This is a genomic window from Massilia atriviolacea (genome assembly GCF_003953935.1).
Lineage (GTDB): Bacteria > Pseudomonadota > Gammaproteobacteria > Burkholderiales > Burkholderiaceae_D > Telluria_A > Telluria_A atriviolacea.
The window spans coordinates 25,281-47,295 of record NZ_RXLQ01000014.1; the positions used below are offsets into that span (position 1 = coordinate 25,281).

At 65.9% G+C, this 22,015-nt stretch carries 17 protein-coding genes; 9 read left to right on the plus strand and 8 right to left on the minus strand.

Annotated features, from left to right (window positions below; all coding sequences use genetic code 11):
* The first annotated feature begins 125 nt into the window (after positions 1-125).
* The 3 genes from EJB06_RS23285 (at position 126) to EJB06_RS23295 (ending at position 3,731) form a co-directional block, all read left to right on the plus strand.
* Positions 126-1,013, plus strand: a complete 888-nt coding sequence (locus EJB06_RS23285; RefSeq protein WP_126076416.1) for a LysR family transcriptional regulator — start codon at positions 126-128, stop codon at positions 1,011-1,013.
* Between the two features lie 98 nt (positions 1,014-1,111).
* Positions 1,112-1,516 carry a RidA family protein gene (locus EJB06_RS23290; RefSeq protein WP_126076417.1) on the plus strand — a complete coding sequence of 135 codons (405 nt, stop codon included), beginning with the start codon at positions 1,112-1,114 and terminating at the stop codon, positions 1,514-1,516.
* Between the two features lie 112 nt (positions 1,517-1,628).
* A complete protein-coding gene (locus tag EJB06_RS23295; RefSeq protein WP_126076418.1) occupies positions 1,629-3,731 on the plus strand; it encodes a PQQ-dependent sugar dehydrogenase in 2,103 nt (700 codons plus the stop codon).
* A 41-nt stretch (positions 3,732-3,772) separates the two neighbouring features.
* On the opposite strand, the gene EJB06_RS23300 is transcribed toward EJB06_RS23295, so the two are convergent.
* Both EJB06_RS23300 and EJB06_RS23305 read right to left on the minus strand, forming a co-directional pair.
* A complete protein-coding gene (locus EJB06_RS23300; RefSeq protein WP_126076419.1) occupies positions 3,773-4,381 on the minus strand; it encodes a 3'-5' exonuclease in 609 nt (202 codons plus the stop codon).
* Positions 4,382-4,391: 10 nt separating this feature from the next.
* Complete coding sequence (locus EJB06_RS23305) at positions 4,392-4,874, minus strand: ProQ/FINO family protein (RefSeq protein WP_126076420.1); 483 nt, start codon at positions 4,872-4,874, stop codon at positions 4,392-4,394.
* Positions 4,875-5,415: 541 nt separating this feature from the next.
* On the opposite strand from EJB06_RS23305, the gene rpoD reads away from it, so the two are divergent.
* Positions 5,416-7,983, plus strand: coding sequence for an RNA polymerase sigma factor RpoD (rpoD, locus tag EJB06_RS23310; protein ID WP_126076421.1), 2,568 nt, complete (start codon positions 5,416-5,418; stop codon positions 7,981-7,983).
* Positions 7,984-8,735: 752 nt separating this feature from the next.
* On the opposite strand, the gene EJB06_RS23315 is transcribed toward rpoD, so the two are convergent.
* Positions 8,736-10,103, minus strand: coding sequence for a PAS domain-containing sensor histidine kinase (locus EJB06_RS23315; protein WP_126076422.1), 1,368 nt, complete (start codon positions 10,101-10,103; stop codon positions 8,736-8,738).
* A 177-nt stretch (positions 10,104-10,280) separates the two neighbouring features.
* The gene (ppc, locus tag EJB06_RS23320) at positions 10,281-13,091 is read right to left on the minus strand and encodes a phosphoenolpyruvate carboxylase (RefSeq protein WP_126076423.1); all 2,811 of its coding nucleotides are present in this window, start codon (positions 13,089-13,091) and stop codon (positions 10,281-10,283) included.
* Between the two features lie 142 nt (positions 13,092-13,233).
* Here ppc and hemC point away from each other — a divergent pair, with 142 nt between their 5' ends.
* The 5 genes from hemC to ppa all read left to right on the plus strand — a co-directional run bounded on the left by hemC (position 13,234) and on the right by ppa (position 18,110).
* Positions 13,234-14,265, plus strand: coding sequence for a hydroxymethylbilane synthase (hemC, locus tag EJB06_RS23325; protein WP_370660150.1), 1,032 nt, complete (start codon positions 13,234-13,236; stop codon positions 14,263-14,265).
* The gene (locus EJB06_RS23330; protein ID WP_126076424.1) at positions 14,258-15,028 is read left to right on the plus strand and encodes a uroporphyrinogen-III synthase; all 771 of its coding nucleotides are present in this window, start codon (positions 14,258-14,260) and stop codon (positions 15,026-15,028) included. Before hemC ends, EJB06_RS23330 begins: the two co-directional genes overlap by 8 nt.
* On the plus strand, positions 15,025-16,191 hold the full coding sequence (locus tag EJB06_RS23335; RefSeq protein ID WP_126076425.1) for a uroporphyrinogen-III C-methyltransferase: 1,167 nt from the start codon (positions 15,025-15,027) through the stop codon (positions 16,189-16,191). The genes EJB06_RS23330 and EJB06_RS23335 overlap by 4 nt, the downstream gene beginning before the upstream one ends.
* Before the next feature lies 1 nt (position 16,192).
* On the plus strand, positions 16,193-17,389 hold the full coding sequence (locus EJB06_RS23340; RefSeq protein WP_126076426.1) for a heme biosynthesis protein HemY: 1,197 nt from the start codon (positions 16,193-16,195) through the stop codon (positions 17,387-17,389).
* A 175-nt stretch (positions 17,390-17,564) separates the two neighbouring features.
* Positions 17,565-18,110: an inorganic diphosphatase gene (ppa, locus tag EJB06_RS23345; protein WP_126076427.1), complete on the plus strand. Its 546-nt coding sequence runs from the start codon at positions 17,565-17,567 to the stop codon at positions 18,108-18,110.
* Positions 18,111-18,199: 89 nt separating this feature from the next.
* On the opposite strand, the gene EJB06_RS23350 is transcribed toward ppa, so the two are convergent.
* The 4 genes from EJB06_RS23350 to EJB06_RS23365 all read right to left on the minus strand — a co-directional run bounded on the left by EJB06_RS23350 (position 18,200) and on the right by EJB06_RS23365 (position 22,014).
* The gene (locus EJB06_RS23350; RefSeq protein WP_126076428.1) at positions 18,200-19,633 is read right to left on the minus strand and encodes a PA domain-containing protein; all 1,434 of its coding nucleotides are present in this window, start codon (positions 19,631-19,633) and stop codon (positions 18,200-18,202) included.
* Complete coding sequence (locus EJB06_RS23355; protein ID WP_126076429.1) at positions 19,623-20,003, minus strand: post-PEP-CTERM-1 domain-containing protein; 381 nt, start codon at positions 20,001-20,003, stop codon at positions 19,623-19,625. Before EJB06_RS23355 ends, EJB06_RS23350 begins: the two co-directional genes overlap by 11 nt.
* Positions 20,004-20,025: 22 nt before the next feature.
* Positions 20,026-20,688 (minus strand): choice-of-anchor J family PEP-CTERM protein, encoded by a 663-nt coding sequence (locus EJB06_RS23360; RefSeq protein ID WP_126076430.1) that lies wholly within the window; start codon positions 20,686-20,688, stop codon positions 20,026-20,028.
* Positions 20,689-20,931: 243 nt separating this feature from the next.
* The gene (locus tag EJB06_RS23365) at positions 20,932-22,014 is read right to left on the minus strand and encodes a branched-chain amino acid ABC transporter permease (protein ID WP_126076431.1); all 1,083 of its coding nucleotides are present in this window, start codon (positions 22,012-22,014) and stop codon (positions 20,932-20,934) included.
* Position 22,015 lies beyond the last annotated feature (1 nt).

Sequence of the window (22,015 nt, forward strand, 5' to 3'; positions counted from 1 at the left end):
CAACATCATAACGCGTCGGGGCAGGGCACGACAGGTGCAGTGCGCGGCGAAAAAGCGGATCAGGGCGGGCGGCGCAGGCGCTGCCGGCCCGGCAGCGCCATTCAGGAAAGGCAGGAAATACCGTCATGATCGACAAGCTGGAGATCAGTCATTTACGCATCCTCGATGCGTTGTTCAAGCTCGGCAAGCTGTCGGCGGCGGCCGAGCACCTGGGCGTGTCGCAGCAGGCCGTCAGCCTGCAGTTGAAGAAACTGCGCGACCTGATGCGCGATCCGCTGTTCGTGCGCACCGGACACGGCATGGCGGCCACGCCCTACGCCAGGTTGATCGAGCCGCACGTCCAGCAGGTGCTGGCGGACATCAGCGCCATTCCCTTGCCCGATTCGGTCACCCCCGACCGGGTCGAACGCACGCTGGCGATCTGCGCCACCGATTACACGCAGCAGGTCATCGTCGGCCCCCTGATCCGCGACCTGCGCATCGCCGCGCCCGGGGTGAAGCTCATCGTCAGCGGCATCGCGGTGCATCACCTGACGCAAAAGATGCAGCAGGGCGAGATCGACCTGGCTTTCACGTCGGATGGCTATGTGCCGCCCGGACTCGTTTCCGAGCCGCTGTTTATCGAACAGTATCGCTGCGTGGCGGCCGACCAGGCCATGCTCGCCGGCGGTGTCATGCCGCTCGACAGACTGGTCGGGTACGACTTCATCGTCACCTCGCCGGGGATCGGCAGTTTCAAGGGATCGGCCGATGCGTGGTTCGAACGCCAGGGCCTGCGCCGCAAGGTGGTGCTCTCGGCGCCCTCGTTTTTCATGGCGCAGCAGTATCTGCGGCAGTCGTCGATGGTGGGTTTTATGCCGGCGCGCCTGCTGCCTTGCGCGGGCCTGTTCGATATCCCGCTGGAGAAATACCCGCCTGGATACGAAGTCGTGGCGGCCTACCATCCCAGCGCGAACAAGGACCCCTTCATGCGCTGGCTGCTGGGGCGGGTAAGGCTGCTGCTGAAGGCCTGAGCATCGGTTCGCTTGTATCGCTTACAAGCGCAGCCCGATTGATGGGCCTGGCGCGCGCCAGCATACTGCGGCCTCATTCTTTTCCAGCGAGGTCGTTCATGAACATCCAACACATCAATCCGCCCGCCTTGTATGACGGCGCGCCGTTCGGCATGTCCCAGGCCGTTGTCGACGCCGGCAGCGGCCTGGTCTTCGTGTCGGGACAGGTCGATTGGGACACCGGCTATCAGGTCAGGCAGGGCGGGATGGAGGCGCAGGCCGAGGGCGCCTTGCACAACCTGCTGACGGTGCTGGAGGCGGCGGGGTCGTCGGCGGCCCGGGTGCTGCAACTGCGCGTGTATGTGCGGGGCGAACTGGGCGAGCATATGGCGGCGCTGGCGCCGGTGATGAACAAGTACTTCGGCGCATCGCGCCCGGCGCTGACCGGCATCGGCGTGGCCTCGCTGGCGTCGCCGGAAACGCTGATCGAAATCGAAGCGCTGGCGCGGGTCGGCAATGCATGAGCAGTGCGGGGCCGTGTCAATCGAGCTCTCCCTTTGCAGGCGGCGTGTATAGTTTGTAAAAAAGCTAATTTATCCGATTCCCACACCCACCGCATGCATGAGGATGACACCGATGAAGCCTGTCCCGAACGAGTCCCGTTTCCCGACCTTGCGCCTTGCACCCGCGCTGCGCGCAAGCGGCCTGGCGGCCATTGCCGTTCTCGGGGCGGCCGGCGCCGTGCCGGCGCACGCGGCAACGCCCGCCACGCTGGTCAGCGGCGCGTCGCAACGGTGCCTGGATGTCGCCCAGGGCAGCCAGCAGCCCGGCACGCCCGCCATCATCTTCGACTGCCACGGCGCCGCCAACCAGAAATGGGAACTGACGGCGGCAGGTGAATTAAGGACTTTCGACGGCGCCCGTTGCCTGGATGTGCGCGGCGCCAGCACCCAGCCGCAGGCCATCGTGCAATCGTATACCTGCAACGGCGGCGCCAACCAGAAATGGACGCTCGCGCCGAACAAGACCATCGTCAGCGCGCAGTCCGGGCTGTGCCTGACCGTGAAGGGCGGCGCCAGCGCCAATTCCACCGGCATCGACATGTGGCGCTGCGAAGGCAGCACCCATCAGCAATGGGCGTTCGGCACGGTCACGCCGTCGCCGGCCGACACCCAGGCGCCGACGCCGCCGAGCGGCCTGGCGATCGATGCGCTGGCATGCCGCTCGGCCACGCTGACATGGAAGGCGTCGACCGACAACGTCGGCGTTGCCTATTACGATATCTACCGCGACGGCCAGGCCCTCGGCACGGTCAACGCCAGCACGCTCACCGCCCGGATCGTGCTCACGCCCGGCGCGAGCTGGGGCGTGTACGTCAACGCGCGCGATGCGGCGGGCAATGTGTCGCAGGCCAGCACCTCGCTCCAGGTCAAGGTGCCGCAATGCCAGGTCGATACCCAGGCCCCGTCCGTTCCCACGGAATTGCGGGGAACGATTGCCGGCACCACGGCCACCCTGAACTGGGCCGCCTCCACCGACAATGTGGCCGTGGCCGCCTATGACATCTACCGCGACAGCGTGCGCGTCGGCAGCACCGGTTCGCTCGGCTACACCGATGCCGGGCTGGCCGCCAACACCACCTACCAGTACAACGTGGCTGCGCGCGATGCGCAGGGCAACGTCTCGCCACGCGGGACGACCTTGTCCCTGACCTCCGGCAGCGCCTGCGCCGACGTCATCTGCGGGACGGCGCAGGTGGCGACCGACACCGATATTCCATGGGGCCTGGCCGCGCTGCCGGACGGAACCGTGTTGTACAGCCGCCGCGATGCGCGCGACGTCATCCTGTTGAACCCGGTGTCCGGCGTCAAGAAGAGCGTCGGCGCGATTCCCAACGTCCAGGGGACCGACGGCGAAGGCGGGCTGCTCGGCCTGGCCATTGCGCCCGGATTCCCGGACCAGGATTCCTGGCTGTACGTGTATCACACCAGCCCGACGGACAACCGGATCGTGCGCCTGCGCTACGTGAACGGCGCGCTCGACACGGCCTCGCTCGAGGTTTTACTCAAGGGCATCGGCCGCAACAAGTACCATAACGGCGGGCGCCTGCGCTTCGGGCCGGACGGCAAGCTGTATGCCACCACGGGCGACGCGCAGAACGGTGCGTACGCGCAGGACAAGAATAATCTGGCGGGCAAAGTCCTGCGCCTCAATCCCAACGGCACGCTGCCGGCCGATAACCCGTTCGGCAACTATGTCTGGAGTTACGGCCACCGCAATCCGCAGGGACTGGCCTTCGACGCGCGCGGGCGCTTGTGGGAACAGGAATTCGGCGATTCGCAGGACGAAACCAATCTGATCGTCAAGGGCGGCAACTACGGCTGGCCGAATTGCGAAGGCGTCACCTCGCGCGCCGGCGCCGGTTGTGCCACGGCAGGCTATATCGCGCCCAAGACCACCTACCGCAATTCGGAAGGATCGTGCAGCGGCATCGCCATCGTGCGCGAGGCGCTGTACGTCGCCTGCCTGGCCGGCAAGCGCCTGTATCGCAGCGACATCAGCGGCGACCGGTTAATCAATGCGCGCCAGTTTTTTGTCGGCACCTACGACCGCCTGCGCACGGTGGAGCCTGGCATCGACGGCAATCTGTGGATGGCCAACAGCGATGCCGCCGGCGACAAGGACAGCGTGCCGAATAACACCAATACCAGGGTGTGGAAGGTGACGTTGAAGCCGTAAGTGAAGGCGCTGCCCGGACCGGCAGCGTGCTTGCCGACAGCTTACACGGCCGCTTTTGCAGCGGCCTGGTCCGCACGCCAGCGCCGGTACACGCGCAGGGCCACATGCGCATCGTCGGCGGCGTACAGGATCTGCTTGTCGCTCAGGCGCGGCAGGGACCAGTTGGTGGTGGTGATCTTCTTGGATTTCTGCAGCTTCTGGCCGAAAAAGCGCGCCACCGCCGTCTTTGCGCCCAGGCTGTTGCGTTCGCCCTTGCGCAGGGCGTTCGACAGGTCGAGCACATTGACCGCGTCGATGCCGAGCTTGACCTGCAGGCGCAGGATGTCATCCTTCAAGCCGAAACCCACTTTCAGGATGGCCTTCGATTCGAGCACGGCCTTGAGCACGTCGACAAATCCATCGGCCGCCGGCCTGGCGCCGATCTGGAACAGGTAGGCGACCTCGTCGGTTGCCAGCTGCACCAGGTGCGGGCCGGTCGACTGTTCTCCCTTGAGGAAGGTCGGCTTCGATTCGGTATCGAAGCCGAGCACGTCGGTCGAGGAGAGCGCCGCCAGTGCCTCGGCCGCATCCTGCTCGGACCGGACCATGCGCACGCTCGCCATCGTGATGCCGTCGTAAGGCGGCAGCAGCGCGTCCGGATCGCTCGTCATCGCGGCCGGATCAACCGTTGCGCGAGAACTTGGAGGCGAGCTGGAGCAGCTTTTCCTGGCGCAGGCGGTTCGCTTCGTCGGCCTGGGCGGCCTCGCGTTCGGCCTTCTTGCGCTCGGCTTCTTTCTTGAAGCGCTGCTGCAAGGTTTCTTTGGCGTGGGTGCGGTGGATGTCGGTCACTTCCGCGCCGGCGACGCCGTCGAGGTCGTAGCGGACCGTGGCTTTTTCCATGGCGCGCAGGTAGCGCAGCGATCCGGTGTGGATGCCGAGCGCGGCGCGCATGGTCTTGCGGTCCAGGCCGGGAACGCGCGCCAGCAGTTGCTTGTCGATGCCGATCGCCAGGGGCAGGCAGTCGCGGAAAGCGGGGAACTGTTGTTGCAATTGCTTGAGCAGGGAACGCGCACTTTGCGCGGGTGCCGGGGCCGGGGTTGGCGCGGTCGCCGGTGCGGTGACGGGAGCATCCGCGGACTCGGCGGCAAGACTAGTTGTATTCATCGACTTCATTGTAAGAGCTGGAACCGGAAGGATAGCATGCGGCCATAGGGGCGTGCGCGGATTTTATTCGCTTTTGACCAACACGCGCATGCGCGTAAGGGCGCGAAATCGTGTATGATGCTCCTCTTGTCCTGCGCGCGGGTTGACGAAGCGCAGAAGGTTCAGCCAGTAGGTAGAGGGCGTCCCGGCACCGGTGGTGTTGGCCAAAGTTATCTATTTGGCTTATATCTGGTATTCGATATATCAATTATCGCGATATCTCGCCATGGTGCATAATGGTGAATGTCTCCTCTATTGTTCATCTGAAAATAGATACAAGCCCGTTTTGCCACGGGCTTTTTTTCGTTCCGCCATGCACAGCGCCATTTTGATCATAGCACACGCACCACAGCACCCCCGCTCGGGGTACGCCCACCAGGGCCATCGATGCATCCGGTCGTGCTTGCAATTCGGCTACATCGCCCTTAGCTAGGGCCATCCTGATACACGTTCCATCGAGCGCGGTACGCCGGGCTCGGGTGGATTATTGACTGGAGTTTTAATGAAGAACACCGCGAAGACCTTAACCCTGACCGCCACCAAAGCGCCGCGCAAGAGCAGTGCCCAACTGGCCGTACCGAAAACCGCAACCTCCTACTTCCTCGAAACGGAAGCGGCGGCCAAGGTCACGGTGGTCAAGAAGGGTTCGCGCCTGGCGGCGGTGATGGCTGCCGCCGATCCGGTCGAGCTGGTCGAGGTGGGTGTGCCTGCCGACACGATCCAGGACGCGGTGCAGGAAAGCGCCGGCGCCGAGACCATGCTGGCCTCCGCGCCCGCTGGCGACGGCGCGGCCGTGCCGGTGGTGGTGCGCAAGCGCTCCAAGCTGGCCGTGCGGCCCGACCTGGCCGCCGAAGTCGATGCCGACCTGGTGCCGGGCATGAAAGTGGCGCCGAAAGCGCGCACCGCGGTCAAGAAGATGGACCCGGAACCGACCATGATCCAGACCGCCGGCCAGGCCGTCAGCCAGACCACCGACGCGGCCGCGCTGGCCGCGATCGACACCTCCGGCTACCTGCTGCCATCGGTCAAGGTACCGGGCCGCCGTGGCCGCAAGCCAAGCGAATTCACGCCGGAAAACGACGAAGTCGCCGCGCTCAACGCGGTCGAGCGCGCCGAACTGAAGGCGGTGTCGAAAGCCAAGGAACGCAAGGCCAAGGGCGGCGTGAACGGCATGCTGGCAGCCGACCCGAAAGCGTCGGAAGCGGACATGGAACGGCGCCGCCAGCAGATCAAGAACCTGATCAACATGGGCAAGGAGCGCGGCTACCTGACCTATGCCGAGATCAACGATCAACTGCCGGAAAACATCATCGATCCGGAAGCGGTCGAAGGCATCATCGCCACCTTCAACGACATGGGCATCGCCGTCTACGAGCGCGCGCCGGACGCCGAAATGATGCTGCTGACCGACACGGTCGCCACCGCCACCAGCGACGACGAAGTCGAAGCGGCTGCGGCCACGGCGCTGTCGACGGTCGACTCCGACTTCGGCCGCACCACCGACCCGGTGCGCATGTACATGCGCGAAATGGGCGCGGTCGCGCTGCTCACGCGCGAAGGCGAGATCGAAATCGCCAAGCGCATCGAAGGCGGCCTGAAAGACATGGTCCAGGCCATTTCGGCCTGCCCGACCACGATTGCCGAAATCATCGCGCTGTCGCACAAGATCGCCAACGACGACATCAAGGTCGACGAAGTGGTCGACGGCTTCGTGGACCACAACGAGAGCTCGGCCCCGGCCGCGCCCGTGGTGCACGCCGCGCCATCGGAAGATGACGAGGAAGAGGAAGAAGAAGTCGAGGAAGAAGACGGCGACGCCAACGGCGGCGCGGCCGGTTTCTCGGCCGAACAGCTGGTCCAGCTGCGCAAGAACGCGCTCGACAAGTTCAAGATCATCGAAACCGAATTCGACAAGATGGCCAAGGCCTTCGAGAAGGATGGCTACGGTTCCAAGAACTACGTCAAGGCGCAGGAAGTCATTTCCAACGAGCTGCTGGGGATCCGCTTCACCGCCAAGGTCGTCGAAAAGCTGTGCGACACCCTGCGCGGCCAGATGGATGAAGTGCGCCATATCGAAAAAGCCGTGCTGGCGATCTGCGTGGACCGCTGCGGCATGCCGCGCGCCCACTTCATCAAGGTCTTCCCGGGCAACGAGACCGACCTGGCATGGGTCGACCGCGAAGTCGACTGCGCCTATCCGTACAGCGTGGTGCTGAGCCGTAACGTACCGGCGATCAAGGAACTGCAACAGCGCATGATCGACCTGCAGGCGCGCGTGGCGCTGCCGCTGGCGGACCTGCGCAAGATCAACAAGCAGATGGCCGCCGGCGAAAAGCGCGCGCGCCACGCCAAGCGCGAAATGACGGTCGCCAACTTGCGCCTGGTGATTTCGATCGCCAAGAAGTACATCAACCGCGGCCTGCAATTCCTCGACCTGATCCAGGAAGGCAATATCGGCCTGCTGAAAGCGGTCGACAAGTTCGAATACCGCCGCGGCTACAAGTTCTCGACCTATGCGACCTGGTGGATCCGCCAGGCGATCACGCGTTCGATCGCCGACATGGCGCGCACCATCCGCGTGCCGGTGCACATGATCGAGACGATCAACAAGATGAACCGCATCTCGCGCCAGATCATGCAGGAAACCGGCAGCGAGCCGGACCTGGCGACCCTGGCCCTGAAGATGGAAATGCCGGAGAACAAGGTTCGCGAGATCATGAAGATCGCGAAAGAGCCGATTTCGATGGAAACGCCGATGGGCGAGGATGGCGATTCGCAGCTGGGCGACTTCATCGAAGACAACGCGACCCTGGCGCCGCTGGACGCCGCGCTGCACGCGTCGATGCGCAATGTGATCAAGGAAGTGCTCGATTCGCTGACCCCGCGCGAAGCCAAAGTGTTGCGTATGCGCTACGGTGTCGAGATGTCGAACGACCACACGCTGGAAGAAGTGGGCAAGCAGTTCGACGTGACGCGCGAGCGGATCCGCCAGATCGAAGCGAAGGCGATGAGCAAGCTGCGCCAGCCCTCGCGTTCGGACAAGCTCAAGAGCTTCCTGCACAACCATTAAGACGCGCTTGCCGCGCCGGCCGCTGGCCGGTGCGATGGCGGAAAAGGCCGTGTTCGCCCGCAAGGGTGGGCACGGCTTTTTTGCATGCTCACAGGATCATCTTGCTCGTCGCTACGCTTGTCGCTCCGCCTCGGACTGTCGCTCCGCCCGCACCGTCGCTTCCGGACCAGCGTCGCTCCCGGACCAGCGTCGCTTCCGGAACAGCGTCGCTTTCGGACCAGCGTCGCTCCAGGACCAGCGTCGCTTCCGGAACACCGTCGCTTTCGGACCAGCGTCGCTTTCGGACCACCGTCGCTCCGCCCGCACCAACCGCATCAACCGCACCGCCCGCACCAACCGCATCAACCGCACCGCCCGCACCGCCCGCACCGTCGCTCCCGCGAAGGCGGGAGCCCAAGTTGCTCGCTCAGTTAACGGCGGCTCGACGAACTTGGGCTCCCGCCTTCGCGGGAGCGACAGTGGTCCTGGAGCGACGGCGGTCCTGGAGCGACAGTGGTCCTGGAGCGACAGTGGTCCTGGAGCGACGGTGGTCCTGGAGCGACGGTGCGGGCGGAGCGACATTGCGGTTGGTGCGGGCGCAGCCACGGTGCGGGCGGAGCGGCAGCCAAAAAAAATGCGCATCCGGAAGTCCGGACGCGCAAACAGGGGTAGTCAATAAACCGGGCCGAACTTGCCGCTCCCGTTTTATCCGGGATCATTGTACATACGTCACGCCCTTCGATTCTTACATTTTTCGTATTGTTGTATCCGCGCTAATCGAGGCTGGCCGTTGCGTGGCTTTCGAGCGGAATCATCATGGCCAGGGTGGTGCCGCCGCCCGGCCGGCTGTCGATCACCATCTGCCCGCCGAACACATCGACCCGCTCGCGGATCCCGCGCAGCCCGAACGAAGCCGCCTTGGCCGCATCCCCCGGCGCCATGCCGACGCCATTGTCCACGATGGTGATGGTCAGGTACTCCATGCCGATATCGAGCCCGACCTCGACCCTGGTGGCCTGGGCGTGGCGCAGGATATTCAGCAGGCATTCCTGGATGATGCGGAAAATCACTTCGGTGCGGTGGCTGTCCGGCAAGGGCCCGTCCCCCTCGGCCACCGACAGCGAGGTGGCGATGCCGCTGCGCTTCTCGAACTGCTGCACCAGCCACTCGGCCGCCGCCGGCAAGCCCAGTTCCAGGGTGCTCGGATGCAGGTCGTTCATGATCGCGCGCACCGAACGGATGGTCAGGTCGATGGTGTCGAGCACGTCGCCCACCTTGCGCTTGAGCAGGGGGTGGCGCTGGCCGGCGCGCGCGTGCAGCATTTCGACATCGATCTTGAGCGCCATCAGGTTCTGTCCCAGCTCGTCGTGGATGCCCTTGGCGATGCGCTTGCGCTCTTCTTCCTTGATGGTTTCCAGATGCGAACTCAACTGGCGCAGCTCGCGGAACGATTCGGCCAGCGCGTGCTCGGCCATCTGGCGCTCGGCCACTTCGATGCGCAGCTGGGCGTTGCTGCGCTCCAGCTCGGCCGTGCGCATGCGGATCCGCACTTCCAGGCCGATCTGCACCGCCGCCAGTTCCAGCTCGGCCGCCTTGCGGCCCGTGATGTCGGTGAGCATCAGCAAAGTGCCTTGCGCCAGCCCGTCGTCGCCCAGCATCGGCCGGCCGCTGACGATGGCCCAGCCGACGCTGCCGTCCACCCGGCGGTAGGTCAGATCGTGGGTGCAGCCGACATGGGCGGCGTCGGCGCTGGTCATTTCGGCCAGGTCGCGCCGTGGGTTATCCCCAAGAAAATCCTGCATCGGGCACCCCAGCAGGGTGCCGGGCGTGGCGCCGAACATCTGGGCCAGGCGCGGGTTGGCGAAGGTGGTGCGGGCCTCGCCGTCGAGCGTCCAGACGCCCTCGTGGGCGGTGTCGATGAAGTGGCGGTAGCGGCGCTGGGCGGCATTGCGCGCCATGGCCAGCGCGCGGATGCGCAGGCTGACCACCAGCGCGGCGCCGGAGAGCGCCATCGTGAGGGAAAACAACCAGCGCGGCACCGCGTGGGCGTCGCCGACGGCGATCAGGGCCACCAGGGACGCCAGCACCAGGGCGATGGCGGCTACGGTCAGGCAAAGCGACTCCACGCTCCACGTTTTCATGCGCACCCCCTTGTGTTTTAGACAGGTTGTTGCTTAATTCATTCTATGCCAACTTTTTGGAAAAAGCATGCTTTGTTCAGGACAACGAATCGGGCGTATGCCGCGTGCATGCGGGCAGGGGATGGGAGGTGAAAACAGGGCGGCGCGCCAGCTGGTGCGCGCCGCCCGGCGGGTGGTTTAACCCGTGTTGCGCAGGCCGGCGGCCACGCCGTTGATGGACAGGTGGATGCCGCGATGGACCCGTTCGTCCACCTTGCCCGGTTCGCCCGACAGCGCGCGGTGGCGGTGGATCAGCTCGACCTGCAAGTGATTCAGCGGGTCGAGGTAGGCGAAGCGGTTCTGGATCGAGCGCGCCAGCAGCGGGTTGCCGGCCAGGCGTTCATGCGCGCCGGTGATCATCTCCAGGCAGCGCAGGGTGGTGCCGTGTTCGGCCGAAATGCGCTTGAAGATGCGCTCGCGCAGTTCGACGTCGGCCACCAGGCCGGCGTAGCGCGAGGCGATCGCCAGGTCGGTCTTGGCCAGCACCATGTCCATGTTCGACAGCAGGGTGGCGAAGAACGGCCACTCCTTGAACATGGCCTGCAGGGTGGCGATCTTCTCGTCGCGCCTGCCTTCCTCGGCCCATTGCGTGATGGCCGAGCCGAAGCCGTACCAGCCCGGCAGCAGCAGGCGGCACTGGCCCCAGGAAAAGCCCCAGGGAATCGCGCGCAGGTCTTCGATGCGCTTGGTCGACTTGCGCGAGGCCGGGCGCGAACCGAGATTGAGCTCGGCGATTTCGGCGATCGGCGTGGCCGAGAAAAAGTAGTCGGTGAAGCCCGGCGTTTCGTAGACCAGGTTGCGGTAAGCCTTGTAGGCGCGCTCGGAGAGGTCGGCCATGATCGCTTCGAAGCCGGCCAGCTGCTCCGCCTTGGCGCCTTCGGCCGGGTGCGGCATCAGGCTCGCCTCGAGCGTGGCGGCGACCAGCAGCTCCAGGTTGCGGCGGCCGATTTCGGCGTTCGAAAACTTGGAGGCGATGATTTCGCCCTGTTCGGTCAGGCGGATCTGGCCGTTCACGGTGCCCGGCGGCTGCGCCAGGATCGCTTCGTACGAAGGTCCGCCGCCGCGCCCGACCGTGCCGCCCCGGCCATGGAACAGGCGCAGCTTGACGCCGGCGTCGGCGAACACCTTGACCAGGTGGATCTCGGCCTTGTACAGCTCCCAGTTGGAGGTCAGGAAGCCGCCGTCCTTGTTCGAATCGGAGTAGCCGAGCATGACTTCCTGCAGCTGGCCCTGGTGCGCGATCAGTTCCTTGACCAGCGGCAGCGCCATCCATTCGTTCATGATGCCGGCCGCGCGCTGCAGGTCGGGAATGGTCTCGAACAGCGGAATGACCATGGCGTCGAGCTGCCTGTCGCGCGGACGCAAGAGGCCCGTTTCCTTCTGCAGCAGCAGTACTTCGAGCAGGTCGGACACGGTCTCGGTGTGCGAGATGATGTAGTTGCGGATCGCGCGCTTGCCGTAGCGCTGGCGGATATCCTTGGCCGCGCGCAGGATCGCCAGTTCGGACGCGGTCTCTTCGCTCAGTTGCGCGTACGGCGAATACAGCAGGCGCGGCTGCGCCAGTTCGGCCAGCAGCAGCTGCACCTTCTGTTCTTCGGCGAGCTTGGTGTAGTCGGCTTCGACGCCGGCCGCGGCAAACAGTTCGGCCAGCACGCGCTCGTGCACGTCCGAGGTCTGGCGCATGTCGAGCGAGGCCAGGTGGAAGCCGAAAATGGCGGCGGCGCGCTGCACCGTGGCCAGGCGCGGCTTGACCAGCAGCTGGCCGTGGTTGGCGCGCAGCGAGTCGGCCAGCACGTCCAGGTCGGCGCAGAATGCGGCCGCGTCGCCATACGGCGCGGCGTGCCCGACTTCCTTGCGCAGGATGTTGGTGGCGCCGAGCGAACGCGCGGTGGCGGCCAGGCGCGCGTACATGCCGATCAGGGCCCGCCGGTAGGGCTCGTCGCTGCGGTGCGGCGACTGGTCGGGCGAGGCGTCGGCCAGCGCTTGCAGGGCCGGGCTGGCGCCGACCATCAGGGTCGAAATCGACAGCTCGGCGCCGAGCGCGTGCACTTCGTCGAGGTAGAAGTCGAGGATGGTGGTGGCCTGGCGCACCAGCGCGTGCTGCATGGTGCCGGCGTTGACGTTCGGGTTGCCGTCGCGGTCGCCGCCGATCCAGCTGCCCATCTGCACATAGGAATTGTCGATCGCGTGCGCCGCCTGGTCCGGGTAGTGGGCGGCGATTTCTTCTTCGATGTCGTCGTACAGGCCGGGCAGTTCGTGCAGGAAGGTGATGCGGTAGTAGGACAGGGCGTTGTCGATTTCGTCGGCCACGGTCAGCTTGGAGTAGCGTAGCATGCGCGTCTGCCACAGGGTGGCGATGCGGGCGTGCAGCAGCTGCATGTTGGCCACGCGCTCGCGCGGGGTCAGCGGCAGGTCGCGTTCGGCCAGCAGGCGCGCGATGTCGTGCTCGGCGTCGAGAATGCTCTTGCGCTGCACTTCGGTCGGGTGCGCCGTCAGGACCGGGGCGATCAGGGCGTCGCCGAAGAAGGTGCGCACGGTGTCGCTGGCGACGCCGGCCGCTTTCAGCTTGGACAGGGCGAAGCTGACGCTGCCCTGCTGCGGGGCCGACCCGGCCAGCAGGTGGGCGCGGCGGCGGCGGATGTGGTGCTGGTCTTCGGCGATATTAGCCAGGTGCGAAAAATACGAAAACGCGCGCACCACCGAAATGGTCTGCTCGCGCGTGAGCTTGTGCAGCAGGGCGGTCAGGTCCTGGCCGGCCTGGGCGTCGTCTTCGCGCCGGAACCGCACCGCCGTCTGGCGGATGGTCTCGACGACATCGAAGACGGCTTCGCCTTCCTGGTCGCGCAGCACGTCGCCGAGCAGGCGGCCGAGCAGGCGGATATCTTCTTTCAGCGGGGCGTCCTTGTCGAGGACTGGAGGGTTTTCTTGTGCAGCGGATGAATTTACCATGTTGGACCACAGAGTGAAAGTTGGTGCAAAGGCTTCTGGCCAGGTTCTGCAAAGGGGACGCATGATAAAATTTGTGATCTTATGCATGTGCCGATGACTGCCATAACCGGTTTGAGGTTTTACGACAGTGAAAGAATCCGTTTTGAAAGCAACTGAATTGACTGGTACGCCTTCGCGTCCGCAGCAGCCCTCCAAGCTCATTATCGCTTCGCGCGAGAGCAGGCTCGCCATGTGGCAGGCAGAGCATGTTCGCGCGCAATTGGCTTTATTATATCCGCAGTGCAGCATCGAGATTCTGGGAATGACCACCCGGGGCGATCAGATCCTGGACCGCACTTTATCAAAGGTCGGCGGCAAGGGCCTGTTCGTCAAGGAACTCGAAGTGGCCATGGCCGAAGGACGGGCCGACCTGGCCGTGCATTCGCTCAAGGACGTGCCGATGGACTTGCCGGAAGGCTTCGAACTGGCCGCCGTGCTGGAACGCGAAGACCCGCGCGACGCCTTCGTGTCGAACGACTTCGGCAGCCTGGACGAACTGCCGCCGGGCGCGGTGGTCGGCACCAGCAGCCTGCGCCGCCAGTCGCTGATCGCGGCGCGCTACCCGCACCTGACGATCAAGCCGCTGCGCGGCAACCTGGACACGCGCCTGGGCAAGCTCGACCGCGGCGACTACGCCGCCATCATCCTCGCTGCCGCCGGGCTCAAGCGCCTGGGGCTGCCGCAGCGCATCCGCTCGCTGATGGACCCGGCGCACTCGCTGCCGGCCGCCGGGCAGGGCGCGATGGCGATCGAAATCGTGTCGGGCCGCACCAACGGGGTCGACCTGCGTGCCGTGCTGGCGCCGCTGAACCATGTGCCGACGGCGCAGCGGGTGGCGGCCGAACGCAAGGTTTCCAAGGTATTCGGCGGCAGCTGCCAGATTCCGCTGGCGGCCTACGCCACCATCGACGATGGCGTGATGCACCTGCGCGCCATGGTCGCCACGCCGGACGGCAAGCGCAGCGCGCACGCCGAACTGCATGGCCCGGCCGACGACCCGGAACTGCTGGGACAGCAAGTGTCGGACCTGCTCGACACGCAAGATGCGCGCGCGATCCTGGCCGACTGCAAGGCCGACGCCGCCGCAGCGGACGAGGCCGCCTCAGCGCCACCGGCGCCGCTTGCCGATGCCTGATCCCGTCATCATCACCCGTCCGCTGGCGCAGGCCGGCGCGCTGGCCGAGCAGGTGACGGCGCTCGGGCGCGAGGCGGTGCTGCTGCCGCTGCTGGACATTGCGCCGCTGGACGACCAGGGCCCGCTCAAGGCGGCGCTGGCCGGCATGCACGACTGCGCGATGGTGGCTTTCGTCTCGCCCAACGCGATCGACGCCGCCTTCGCCCACATTACGGTGTGGCCGACCTGGGTGACCCTGGCGGTGCTGGGCGAGGGCAGCCGCGCGGCACTGGAGCGGCATGGCATCAACAACAACACGGCCACCATCGTCAGTCCGCGCGACCCCGCCCGCAGCGACTCGGAAAACCTGCTGGAGACGCTCGACCTGGCGGCCCTGGCCGGCCAGAAAGTGCTGATCGTGCGCGGCGAAAGCGGGCGCGAGCTGATGGCCGACGGCCTGCGCGCGGCCGGCGTCATCGTCGCCACCGTGCCGGCCTACCGCCGCAGCGTGCCGCCCCTGACCGAGGCGCTGGCGCAGCAGCTGCGCAGCGTGCTGGAGCGCGAGAACGACTGGATCGTCACCAGTTCGGAAGCGCTGCGCGGGCTGGTGGCGCTGGTCGCGCAGATGGGCGACCCCGCCCTTGTGGAAAAAATGCAACAACAGCATCTGATCGTGCCGCATGCCCGTATTGCCGAAACGGCAACTGGGCTGGGCTTGCACCGGTTGACGCTGTGCGGATCAGGCGACGAACGTTTGCTTGCCGCGTTACAATCACGAGCATGAACGAATTGCCTACATTACCTGAACACAACGCGGCGCCCGGCGCCGCACCCCAGCCTGCTCCGGCCGACCAGTACAAGGCGCGCGCGCGCTCGTCCGGCGGCGAGAGCATGACCGAGATCCTGCAGCGCCCGATGACGGTGGTCGTCATCCTGCTGGCCCTGCTGCTGGCCGCGCACGCCTGGTCGACCCGCAGCAATCTGCTCAAGCTGCGCATGGAAATGGCCAACCGCCTGCAAAAGGGCGAAGTCGTCAATACCGAAACGAGCGTGCTGGCGCGCACCGTGCAGGACCAGACCAAGGACTTGCAGGCCAAGGTGAGCCTGCTCGAAAACCGCCAGGTCGAAGCCCAGAGCCAGCAACTGGCGCTGGAGCAGCTGTACCAGGATCTGTCGAAGAACCGCGACGAATGGGCGCTGGCCGAAATCGAGCAGGTGCTCTCGACCGCCAGCCAGCAGTTGCAGCTGGCCGGCAATGTGCAGGGCGCCCTGATCGCGCTGCAGAACGCCGACCGTTCGCTGTCGCGCTCGGACACGCCGCAGTTCATCACCATCCGCCGCGCCATCGCCGGCGATATCGACAAGCTCAAGGCCCTGCCGGCGCTGGACCTGACCGGCGTGGCGCTGCGCCTCGATAACGTGATTACCCAGGTCAACACCCTGCCGATGCTGGCCGACGAAACGCCGGCGCTGCCGGTCAAGACGGCCAAGGTGGCCAAGGCGATGGCCGCGCAGGCGGCGGTCAAGCCGGGCAGCGCTGCGGCTACTGCCGCGGCCAAGGACTCGATGCTGGACAAGGTACAGGACGTGTGGTCGAGCTGGACCGGCGAGATGTGGGATGAAATTCGTCAATTGATCCGCGTGCGCCGCGTCGACACGCCGGAAGCGCTGATGCTCTCGCCCTCGGAAACGTATTTTGTGCGCGAAAACGTCAAGCTGCGCCTGCTGAACGCGCGCATGGCGCTGCTGGCGCGCAACGAAGTCGCCTTCCGCAACGACCTGGTGGCGGCGCAGGATGCGCTGAGCAAGTATTTCGACACGCGCGCGGGCAGCACCCAGACCGCGCAGGCGCAGTTGCGCCATGTCCAGGCCAGCAATCTGGCGATCGAGATGCCGTCCCTGTCCGACAGCCTGAACGCCGTGCGCAACTACAAGGCGAAGCCATAACATGCGTCTTCTTCTCTGGTTAGTCGCGCTGATGGCAGCGGCCATCGGCATTGCCGTGACGGCACGCTTCAATCCGGGCAACGTGGTGTTTTTCTATCCGCCGCACCGGATCGACATGTCGCTCAATTTCTTCGTCGTGGTCGTGGCCCTGCTGTTCGTGGTCGTCTACGCGCTGCTGCGCGCGGCGCGCGCCACCTTCGGCATGCCGGCGCGGGTGGCCGCCTACCGCAAAGCCAAGCGCGAACGCGACGGCAACAAGGGCTTGCGCGATGCGCTCAAGGCCTTGTTCGAAGGCCGCTTCGGACATGCCGAAAAAGCCGCCATGCGCGCCGCCGAACTGCCCGAAAACGCCGGCATCGCCGCCCTGATCGGGGCGCGCGCCGCGCACCGCATGCGCCAGTCCGCGCGGCGCGACAACTGGCTGGCCGGCGTGGTGCACGACAATTCGCTGAAAACCGCGCGCCTGATGACCATGACCGAACTGCTGGTCGACGATCATCAGCCGCAGGCGGCGCTCGACGCCGTGGCCGAACTCAATGCCAGCGGCACGCGCCACATCCACGCGCTGCAATGGTCGATGAAGGCGCACCAGCAAGCCAAGAACTGGCCCGAAGTGCTGCGCCTGGTGCGCTCGCTCGACAAGCACAAGGCGCTGCATCCGGCCCTGTCGGCACGCCTGCGCGAGCTGGCCTATGACGCCTTGCTGTGCGACAGTTCGCACGACGCCGAATCGATCCTGCGCGTCTGGTCCACCGTGCCGACCGCCGACCGGGTAAAACCCTACATCGCGGCACGCGCGGCGGCGGCCCTGAATGCGCGCGGTCTGCACGACGAAGCGCGCGCCAGCGCCGAAGAAGCGCTGCGCGCCGACTGGGACGACCGCGTGGTGCGCGCCTACCGCGAGTCCGCCGCGCAGGCCGGCTCGCCGGCCTTGCTGGCCCAGATCGAGCATTGCGAAGCGTGGATGAAACAGCGCCCGACCGATGCCGAACTGGCGCTGACGCTCGGCTCGCTGTGCCTGAAACAGAAACTGTGGGGCAAGGCGCAGCGTTACCTGGAACAGGCATTGTCGGACGCGACCGAGCCGCGCATGGTGCGCGAGGCGCACCTGAAACTGGCGCAGATGCACGAAGCGCTGGGACAGCAGGAAGAGGCGAACGCGCACTTCAGGCAGTGCGCGCTGGCCAGTATTTTATAGCCCGCCACGGCCGCCCTTGCCGCCACCGGGAGCCACCCGGGCGCGGCGGCGGCGGCCTTGACCTTATCCCCTGTGGCGCACCGCGCATCCGCATCCGCTTGCTGCAATGCACAAGCCCGCGTGAAACTTCGTTATAATGTCGGCCATTGACCCCTCAGCAATCTAAGGAAATCCCATGAGTTTGAATAAAGTCTCCTCCGGCCGCGACGTGCCGAACGATTTCAACGTGATCATCGAAATCCCGATGAATGCCGATCCGATCAAGTACGAAGTGGACAAGGAATCGGGCGCGATTTTCGTCGACCGCTTCATGGGCACCGCCATGCACTACCCGTGCAACTACGGCTACGTGCCGAACACCATCGCCGACGATGGCGATCCGTGCGACGTGCTGGTCATCACCCCGTTCCCGCTGATCCCTGGCGTCGTGGTCCGCTGCCGCGCCATCGGCGTGCTGAAAATGACCGACGAAGCGGGCGGCGACGCCAAGGTGCTGGCGGTTCCTGTCGATAAGATCCTGCCGATCTACAAGCACTGGCAAAAGCCGGAAGACATGAACGAACTGCGCCTGCAGCAGATCCAGCACTTCTTCGAGCACTACAAGGACCTGGAGCCGGGCAAGTGGGTCAAGGTCGAAGGCTGGGGCGGTCCCGAGGATGCCAAGGCAGAAATCATGAACGGCATCGCCGCTTACGATAAGGACAAAGCGGCAAACGCTTAAGTCGTCCAGGCAGTTACCCGACGCGCTCCCCACGGAGCGCGTCGTGCGTTTACGGACCCGCTTTCGCGGGTCCTCGTTTCGTGGCGCGCTTACCAGCCTATATCCTGCAGCAGGGGATAGGTCAGGTCGTGCGGCGGAATCACGTCGTGCATCAGGTCGGCGTTGATGGACGGCTCCATCAGCTGGTTCGGCCTGGTATCGACCGAATAGTGCGATACCGACGAGCCCGGCGAGTATTCTTCCGGACTGTACATGCGCACCCGGCGCACCCAGTCGGTGCCCGACAGCCTGTCGGGATCGACCCCGAGGCTGGCGATCACGCCCGACGAGGTGCGCGAGCGCCGGTACATCACCGACTTGAGCTGCTCGCCGGTGGCCTTGTCGATGCGCACCGCAGGAATGCGCACGGCCGGGTCGCTGCCGCCCAGGCCGCTGACCGGATCGCCGGTATTTTCCATGACGATCATGCCGCGCGCCCCGGCGTTCTGCAGGATGCGCGCCTTGGTGACGAAGGGACAGGCGCCACGGTCGACCAGGGCGATATTGCCGCGCACCGCCATGGCGTTGGCCGGGCTGAGCGGCGTGCAGGCCAGGCCGCTGCCGTTGGCTTGGTCGATCACGGGCATCAGCTCGCCCGTCACCGCGTTGAGCCCGAGCTGCGGGCCGAAGGATGCCTCGCCCACCTTGTGGTTGCCGCCGGCCTGGCCCGCCGCCATGCCGCTGATGGCCAGGTTGGGCTGGGGCGCGAGCACCTGGGCGGTGACTTTGTAGAGCCGCTCGCCGTTCCACGAGAGCGTGCTGCCGCCGATGGCCGACAGGCGCCGTTCTTCGTCCTTCATGTTGACCCAGGCCTTGTTGCTGCGGATGTCGACCAGGAAGTGATCCCAGATCGATGGCGTGCCCAGGAAAAATTCGCCCGTGCCTTCGTCGGTGAAGTTCTGGAAGCCCAGGCCGTGCGCCAGTTCGTGCAGCAGCACGGCCACCAGGTCGACCTGGTCGCCGGCCTTGCGGTCGAGTCCGAGGTAAAAGCCGGAGCCGGGCATGCAGTCGGGGAACAGGCCGAGGCGCGAGTTGAAGCGGGCGCGGATATGCGCTTCGCCCGGCGAGGCCATGTCCTTGCCCGCCAGCTTGCTGGCCAGCGCGCCCGGATACCAGGTGCCGGCCTTGGGCGCCTTGGGGAAGTCGGAAAACACTTCGGTCGCGCCGGCCGAACCGAGCACCGCGCCCTCGGCGTTGCAGGGCAGCGGCTCGAACGAGGCGGCCACCCTGACCGGCACCGGACTGTTGAGGGTGCGGCCCCAGATGTCGGCCGCGTGCTGGAAGGCGATCAGGCGCTGCGCCCCGAGCGTGCGCCCGTGGTTGCCGCCGACCGCTTGCGCCGGCGTGGGGTCGTTGAAGCCCGCGTTGGGCGCGTTGCCGTTGACGATGGTGATGGTGGCGGCCGCCTGCGCGCCGCCGAAGCTGCAGCAGGCAAGGGCGAGGATGGCGGCGGCGTGCCGCAGGGACGTGCGCTTATTGCTCATGACGCTGCTCCCCGGCTGGCGCTGCGGCATCGTGATGGACAGCGTGCCGGGCGCCGGTTTCGCCTTCCAGGCAGCGCTGCACCAGCTTGCCGTCCGGCGCGCGCGCGAGCACGGAATACACCACGCCGCGCTCGCCGAGCGGCGCGCTGCGGGTGCCGTCGGCACGCACGCTCGCTTGCGCCTGCGGCGCGGCCACGCGCGGCTGCGGCAGGTGGCCCTGCATGGCGCGCAGTTCGGCGGCGCTGGCCGGACGCAGCTGGCCGGTTTGCTTGTCGCGCACCACCGCCATGCCCTCGGATTGCTCCGCCGCCACGGCTGTCGTCGACAGGGCAGCCAGCGCGCAGCAGCTGATCAGGGTTTTACTCAACATATCGAAAGTCTCCAGAGTTGGTTCACGTTATCTGCCTGCGGCGAAGCAAGACCAGACTGCCCAAGCCGGCCAGCAGCATCCAATAAGTGCCGGGTTCGGGCACCGTAGTGACTACGACAGCGTCGAGGCCAATATAGTTCGCCGCCGAGGCGTCGCCGACGTAACGAAATGCGAAACGCCCCTGGCCGTCGTAGTTGATGCTGGAGATAACTTGCTGCCAGACAGTGGGATAGTCCGAGATGCCGCCGAGGATGCCGAGCACCGTGTTGAAGCCGCCGGTATCGCTGCCCGTGCCGGGGGAAAAGCGCACTTCGAGCGTGTCGCCGAAGCCGGTGGCGCTGGCCGAGCGGGTGAAGAACGACAGTTCGCTGGGGCCGATCAGGGTCACGACCGGGGTGATCAGCCAGTTGTCGATGCTGCCCATGCCGTTTTGCGCGCTCAGGTAATTGGCGGCGAGATAGGACGATGGCGGGCCGGACGGGGCGGGGAACACGCCCGGGTTGCCTTGCGACCAGGCCTGTCCGGGCGGCACGCTGTTGTTGACGAGGGACCAGTTGTCGAGCGTGCCGATGTCGTTGAAGTCTTCGTTGAGGACGACGATGGGTTCGATCGCGTGCGACACGGCGGGCAGCGCGGCGGCCACGGCGATGGCCGCCACGGCAATCAGTTTGTGCAGGGATTTCATGGTCGTTCTTTCAGCAATTGCCAGAAGGATGGCTGTTCCACTCGCGCTGGCAGGCGCGAGGCCACGGTTGACCCATCATAGGAGGGGGCAAACCGCCGGCATTGATGTGCGCTTAATGAACGGGGGGCGTTTTCGGGCGCTTCCGGGGAACTTCAATGAACAAGCGCGGTGAAGCCTGATGCGGCGGGGCAGGCGGACAAAAAAAGGGCGTCCCTGCGGGCGCAGGGACGCCGTCGCGAACAGTCAGTTGCTGGCAGTGCGGGCGGCGGGCTTGCGCAGGCGCAGCTTGCCGACAATGCCGATCGGGAAGAAGTAGATCGACAGCACGAACAGCACGCCCAGCCACAGCATCCAGCGGTCCGGATGCAGGGCCTGCGCCAGAAGCGGCAGGCCTGCGAGCGCGGCCGAGCCTTCGGCCATCAGCGACTTGAGGTAGTTCTGGGCGATGATGAACAGGGTGGCGCCGACCACCGCGCCGTACATGGTGCCCATGCCGCCGATCACCACGATCAGCAGGATGTCGGTCATCACCTCGAAGCCGAGCATGGTTTTCGGGCCGACGTAGCGCAGCCACAGCGCCATCAGCGCGCCGGCCAGCGCCGCCACCAGGGCCGCCAGCACATTCGCCCAGATGCGGTACAGCACCGTGCGGTAGCCGAGCGCCTCGGCGCGGAACTCGTTCTCGCGGATCGCCTGCAGCACGCGGCCGAAGGGCGAATTGACCAGCCGCAGCAGGAACAGGAAGAGCAGCAGGCAGCCGCCGAACACGATGTAGTAGGTAATCAGCTTGCCGTCGATGGCGCGCCCGAACACCTCGTTCTCGACCAGGCGAAAGCCCGGCGTGAGGAGCTCCGGCACGCTGAAGGTCTTGCCGTCCTCGCCGCCGGTCAGGTCGGACAGTTGCGAGGCCAGCACGGCGAACGAGGCCGCCACGGCGAGCGTGATCATGGCGTAGAAAATGGCGCGCACGCGCAGCGCGAACAGGCCCACCACCAGCGCCAATGCCAGGGTCAGCAGCAGGGCCAGCGCGACGCCGATGCATAAGGCGCTCCAGCTCGGCTCGCCATGCGACAGCCCCAGGCCCACGCCGTAGGCGCCGATGCCGAAGAACATGGTGTGGGCGAAGGACACGATCCCGGTGTAACCGAGCAGCAAGTCGTAGGAAGCCACCAGCACGATGTAGACGCAGATGGTGGCGGCGGTGTTGAGCGGGCGCGCGCCGCTGGTCAGGAAGGGCGCCAGCGCCAGTCCCAGCAGGATCAGCAGCAGGGTGGCGGACAAGGCCCGGCTGCGCGGCAGGTCGCCGGATAACAGGTGATTGAGCATG

What these genes read in the sequence shown, in the direction of transcription:
- EJB06_RS23290 (WP_126076417.1), top strand. Translation starts at nt 1,112, where the DNA reads ATGAACATCCAACACATCAATCCGCCCGCCTTGTATGACGGCGCGCCG.
- EJB06_RS23305 (WP_126076420.1), bottom strand. Translation starts at nt 4,874, where the DNA reads ATGAATACAACTAGTCTTGCCGCCGAGTCCGCGGATGCTCCCGTCACC.
- EJB06_RS23300 (WP_126076419.1), bottom strand. Translation starts at nt 4,381, where the DNA reads ATGACGAGCGATCCGGACGCGCTGCTGCCGCCTTACGACGGCATCACG.
- EJB06_RS23285 (WP_126076416.1), top strand. Translation starts at nt 126, where the DNA reads ATGATCGACAAGCTGGAGATCAGTCATTTACGCATCCTCGATGCGTTG.
- ppc (WP_126076423.1), bottom strand. Translation starts at nt 13,091, where the DNA reads ATGGTAAATTCATCCGCTGCACAAGAAAACCCTCCAGTCCTCGACAAG.
- EJB06_RS23335 (WP_126076425.1), top strand. Translation starts at nt 15,025, where the DNA reads ATGAACGAATTGCCTACATTACCTGAACACAACGCGGCGCCCGGCGCC.
- EJB06_RS23330 (WP_126076424.1), top strand. Translation starts at nt 14,258, where the DNA reads ATGCCTGATCCCGTCATCATCACCCGTCCGCTGGCGCAGGCCGGCGCG.
- ppa (WP_126076427.1), top strand. Translation starts at nt 17,565, where the DNA reads ATGAGTTTGAATAAAGTCTCCTCCGGCCGCGACGTGCCGAACGATTTC.
- EJB06_RS23295 (WP_126076418.1), top strand. Translation starts at nt 1,629, where the DNA reads ATGAAGCCTGTCCCGAACGAGTCCCGTTTCCCGACCTTGCGCCTTGCA.
- EJB06_RS23360 (WP_126076430.1), bottom strand. Translation starts at nt 20,688, where the DNA reads ATGAAATCCCTGCACAAACTGATTGCCGTGGCGGCCATCGCCGTGGCC.
- EJB06_RS23340 (WP_126076426.1), top strand. Translation starts at nt 16,193, where the DNA reads ATGCGTCTTCTTCTCTGGTTAGTCGCGCTGATGGCAGCGGCCATCGGC.
- EJB06_RS23315 (WP_126076422.1), bottom strand. Translation starts at nt 10,103, where the DNA reads ATGAAAACGTGGAGCGTGGAGTCGCTTTGCCTGACCGTAGCCGCCATC.
- EJB06_RS23365 (WP_126076431.1), bottom strand. Translation starts at nt 22,014, where the DNA reads ATGCTCAATCACCTGTTATCCGGCGACCTGCCGCGCAGCCGGGCCTTG.
- rpoD (WP_126076421.1), top strand. Translation starts at nt 5,416, where the DNA reads ATGAAGAACACCGCGAAGACCTTAACCCTGACCGCCACCAAAGCGCCG.
- EJB06_RS23355 (WP_126076429.1), bottom strand. Translation starts at nt 20,003, where the DNA reads ATGTTGAGTAAAACCCTGATCAGCTGCTGCGCGCTGGCTGCCCTGTCG.
- EJB06_RS23350 (WP_126076428.1), bottom strand. Translation starts at nt 19,633, where the DNA reads ATGAGCAATAAGCGCACGTCCCTGCGGCACGCCGCCGCCATCCTCGCC.